Raw genomic sequence first — 4547 nt, 5'->3', positions numbered from 1 at the left:
CATGCAGTAGTGGCTGGCCTCCATGACGATGGCCAGGCCGTCGGGCTGGGTCTTTTCCTGGATCAGGTCGGCCAGCTGCACCACGGCCTCTTCCTGGATCTGCGGGCGGCCCATGATCCATTCGGCCAGGCGTGCGTACTTGGACAGGCCGATCACGTTGGTGTGCTCGTTGGGCATGACGCCGATCCAGATGCGGCCGATGACCGGGCAGAAATGGTGACTGCAGGCGCTGCGCACCGTGATCGGGCCGACGATCATCAGCTCGTTGAGGTGCTCGGCGTTGGGGAACTCGGTGACCGTCGGCCCCTTGACGTAGCGGCCATTGAACACCTCCTTGAGGTACATCTTGGCCACGCGGCGCGCGGTGTTGCCGGTGTTGTGGTCGTTTTCGGTGTCGATCACCATGGCGTCGAGCACGCCCTGCATCTTCACGGTGACTTCGTCGAGCAGCAGCTCCAGCTCGCCGGGCTGGATGAACTCGGCGATGTTGTCGTTGGAGTGAAAACGCTGGCGCGCGGCCTTGATGCGCTCGCGGATTTTCACGGAAACGGGCACGCCTTCGTCCGCGGTGTAGGTGTTGGCTGGGGTCATGTCAGCGTCGGTCTTCATGAGCATGGGGCATGCTAACACCGCCCCCCAACCCTGCCACCCCACAGGGTTTCGGCGGTTTCCCGGTCGGGTCGGTGTCGGGATTCAATACCGGTGTCCGGTGACGAACAGCAGCGCGCGCATCAGCCCGAAGGCCACGCGGTCGGCCACGCGCTGCCCCCAGGACCGCGCCAGCAGTGCCTGGGCATCGATCATCTGGCCCTGCTGCTGCAGCAGCGCATCCAGCCGCTCGTGCAGCAGCGCGGCAAAGCGGCGGTCGGTGGTCATCACGTTGGCCTCGCGCGCCAGCAGCAGCGACAGCGGGTCCAGGTTGGTCGAGCCCACGGTGGCCCAGCGGCGGTCGATCACCGCCACTTTGGCGTGCAGCGCGCTGGGCGCGTATTCGTGGATCTCCACGCCCGCGGCCAGCAGCCGTTCGTACACCGGCCGCGCCGCGTGGTACTGCATGAAATTTTCGTAACGCCCCTGCGACAACAGGCGCACCCGCACGCCGCGCTGCACCGCCAGCACCAGCGCCCGGCGCAGCTTGCGCCCGGGGATGAAATAGGCGTTGGCGATCACGATGTCGTGCCGCGCCTCGCCGATGGCCTTGAGGTAGGCGCGCTCGATGTCGTGCCGGTGGCCGACGTTGTCGCGCAGCAGCAGCGCGGCACGCGCGCCGTTCACGCCCAGCGGCCCTTCGGTCGGCGCGTCCTGCCCGGTGGCCTCCCATTCGGCGTCGGCGTTGATGCGTCCACCCCGCGAGCCCAGCCCGGTGCGCAGCTCCAGCTTGTCCAGCAGGCGCGAAAAGTCGCCAGTCGGATCGGTCTCGCGCAGCGCCTCCCAGGCGGCCTTGAACTCGCGCTGGCGCGCGCTGCGCACCGCCTGCAGGCGCCACCACAGCTGCTCCATGGTGTCCACCATGTCGGTCACCAGCGGGCCGGCCACGCGCAACGAGAAGTCCAGCCGCGGCACGGTCAGCCGGCCCAGGGCCACATCGTCCAGGTCGTCGATGAGGTTGATGCCGCCGCAAAAGCCGAGGGTGCCGTCCACCACGCACAGCTTGCGGTGCAGGCGCCGCCAGCGGCTGGGGATGAGCAGGCCCAGCCGGCCCAGCGGTGCGTACACCCGCCACATCACGCCCGCGGCGTCGAAGCGGCGCTGCCATTCGGTCGGCATCCGGGGTGTGCCCACGCCATCGACCACCAGCCGCACTTGCACGCCGCGCTGCGCCGCACGTTCGAGCGCCTGCGCCACGCTCAGCGCGGCCCCCGCGAACTCGAAAATGTAGGTTTCCAGGTGCACCACCCGCCGCGCGGCGTCCATCGCCTCCACCAGCGCCGGGAACAGGTCCACCCCGCCCTGCAGCAACAGCAGCTGGTGCCCGTTGCGCAGGCTGCTGGCGCCACTGCGCGACAGCGTTTCGGGGGTGTCGCGCAAGGGTGTGGTCACAGCGCCAGCTCGGCGATCAGCGGCAGGTGGTCGGACATGCGCGACCAGGCGCGCCCGTGTGGCACATGGGCCGACACCGGCCGCAGCCCGCGCGCATAGATGCGGTCCAGGTGCAGCAGCGGCAGGCGCGAGGGGTAGGTCGGCAGGCGGATGCCTTCGAAGGTGCGCAGCCCCAGGTCGGCCATGGGGCGCAGCAGCTGCGCGCCCCAGTCGTTGAAGTCGCCCGCCACGATCAGCGGATCGGTCTCGGGCACCTCACGCGCAATGAACTGGCCCAGGCGCTCGACCTGGCGCGCCCGGCCGGCGTGGATCAGCCCCAGGTGCACCACCACCACGTGCACCAACTGGCCGTCGACCAGCAGTTGCACGTGCAGCAGGCCGCGCTGCTCGAAGCGGTGGTCCGACACGTCGGCATGCCCGCTGCCCAGCACCGGCCAGCGCGAGAGCAGCGCGTTGCCGTGTTCACCGTGTCGGGTGACCGCGTTGGTCCGGTAGACCGACTCGTAGCCCTCGGGCGAGAGGTACCCGGCCTGGTCCAGATCGGGCCAGCGGGTGAAGTGTTTTTCCAGCTTGCGGTGGTGGCGCCGCACCTCCTGCAGGCAGACGATGTCGGCGTCGAACTGCTCCACCGCGTGCACCAGGTTGTGGATCTCCAGCCGGCGCGCCGGCCCCAGGCCCTGCACGCCCTTGTGGATGTTGTAGGTCGCGACGCGGATCGTGGTCATGGGCGAATCATGCCACCGGCCCGGTGAAAGCTCCGCGGCGGGCGGCCCCCCGGGACTGAGCGCGGGAGCGCCGTCAGGTGCAGCGCCCCAGGCGCGGCAACCAGGAAATGGCTTCGGCGTTGGAAAACGAAAAACAGCGGTCCACCGCGGCCAGCCAGGGCAGCCAGACCTGGTCGCGGTGCTCGCGCGGGCTCAGCATCACCGGCACCGGCGCCGGCACGCACAGGCCGAACACCCGCTCGGTGTTCTGGAACACGCCCGGCGCGTAGCGGTGCTGCCACTCGGGGTAGATCTCGTAGGTGTTCTGCAGCTGCCAGTCGGTCAGCACATGACCGGGCGCATACGCGTCCAGCCCGGTTTCCTCGGCCACCTCGCGCACGGCCGCGGCTTCGAACGGCTCGTCTTCAAGGTCCAGCGACCCGGTCACCGACTGCCAGAAACCCGGCGTCGGCGTGCGCTCGATCAGCAACACCTCCAGCGCCGGGGTGTGGATGACCACCAGCACCGACAGCGGGATTTTGTAGGGGCGCGGTTCGGGCATGTGAAGACTGGGAGCAATAAAAAAAGGGCGCTGAAACCAGCGCCCTTTCATTCTGCCGCAGGCCGTGCAACGGCCCGGGGATCAGCCCTGCTTGACCGCGTCCAGGTTGCGCAGGCGGATGTGCAGTTCGCGCAGCTGCTTCTCGTCCACCGGGCTCGGGGCCTGGGTCAGCAGACACTGGGCGCGCTGGGTCTTGGGGAAGGCGATCACGTCGCGGATCGACTCGGCGCGGGTCATCAGGGTGACGATGCGGTCCAGACCGAAGGCCAGACCACCGTGCGGGGGCGCGCCGTACTGCAGCGCGTCCAGCAGGAAGCCGAACTTGAGCTGGGCTTCTTCGGGCGTGATCTTCAGCGCGTCGAACACCTTCTGCTGCACGGCCGCGGTGTGGATACGGACCGAGCCACCACCGATTTCCCAGCCGTTCAAGACCATGTCGTAGCCCTTGGCGATGCACTTCTCGGGCGCGGTGACCATCCAGTCCTCGTGGCCGTCCTTGGGCGCGGTGAAGGGGTGGTGCACGGCGGTCCAGCGGTCGGCTTCTTCGTCGTGTTCGAACATCGGGAAGTCCACCACCCACATCGGGGCCCAGCGGTCTTCGAACAAGCCGTTCTTCTTGCCCAGGGCGCTGTGGCCGATCTTCAGGCGCAGCGCGCCGATGGCGTCGTTGACGACCTTGGCCTTGTCGGCGCCGAAGAACAGGATGTCGCCGTCCTGCGCGCCGGTGCGGGCCAGGATTTCAGCGATGGCCTTGTCGTGCAGGTTCTTGACGATGGGCGACTGCAGACCGTCCTTGCCCTTGGCGAGTTCGTTGACCTTGATCCAGGCCAGGCCCTTGGCGCCGTAGATCTTGACGAACTCGGTGTAGGCGTCGATCTCGCTGCGCGGCATTTCAGCACCGCCACGCACGCACAGCGCGACCACGCGGCCGCCCTTCATCTGCGCCGGCGCGCTGAAGACCTTGAAATCCACATCGGCCATGACGTCGGTGAGTTCGGTGAACTCCATCTTCACGCGCAGGTCCGGCTTGTCGGAGCCGAAGCGGTGCATGGCTTCGCTGTAGGCCATGATGGGGAACTCGCCCAGGTCCACGCCCAGGGTGTTCTGGAACACCGTCTTGATCATGCCCTGGAACATGTCGCGGATGTCTTCCTCGGTCAGGAACGAGGTCTCGATATCGATCTGCGTGAACTCGGGCTGGCGGTCGGCGCGCAGGTCCTCGTCGCGGAAGCACTTGGTGA

Annotated in this window: 5 protein-coding genes; all 5 read right to left on the bottom strand. The window is 68.0% G+C overall.

What is annotated here, in order from left to right:
* The coding region (folE, locus tag RMP09_RS20185; protein WP_310567764.1) for a GTP cyclohydrolase I at positions 1-615 on the bottom strand (615 nt) is incomplete at its 3' end.
* A gap of 78 nt (positions 616-693) precedes the next feature.
* On the bottom strand, positions 694-2040 hold the full coding sequence (gene clsB / locus RMP09_RS20180) for a cardiolipin synthase ClsB (RefSeq protein WP_310567763.1): 1347 nt from the start codon (positions 2038-2040) through the stop codon (positions 694-696).
* Positions 2037-2765, bottom strand: coding sequence for an endonuclease/exonuclease/phosphatase family protein (locus RMP09_RS20175; RefSeq protein ID WP_310567762.1), 729 nt, complete (start codon positions 2763-2765; stop codon positions 2037-2039). The genes clsB and RMP09_RS20175 overlap by 4 nt, the downstream gene beginning before the upstream one ends.
* Positions 2766-2838: 73 nt before the next feature.
* A complete protein-coding gene (gene nudB, locus RMP09_RS20170; RefSeq protein WP_310567761.1) occupies positions 2839-3306 on the bottom strand; it encodes a dihydroneopterin triphosphate diphosphatase in 468 nt (155 codons plus the stop codon).
* Positions 3307-3387: 81 nt separating this feature from the next.
* A partial coding sequence (aspS, locus tag RMP09_RS20165; RefSeq protein WP_310567760.1) for an aspartate--tRNA ligase occupies positions 3388-4547 on the bottom strand: 1160 nt, incomplete at its 5' end.

The sequence above is a fragment of the Hydrogenophaga sp. genome (assembly GCF_031426985.1).
In the GTDB taxonomy this organism is placed as follows: Bacteria; Pseudomonadota; Gammaproteobacteria; order Burkholderiales; family Burkholderiaceae_C; genus Hydrogenophaga.
Note: the sequence above shows the minus strand (reverse complement) of the source record. Positions and strands in the feature narration are given on the sequence as shown.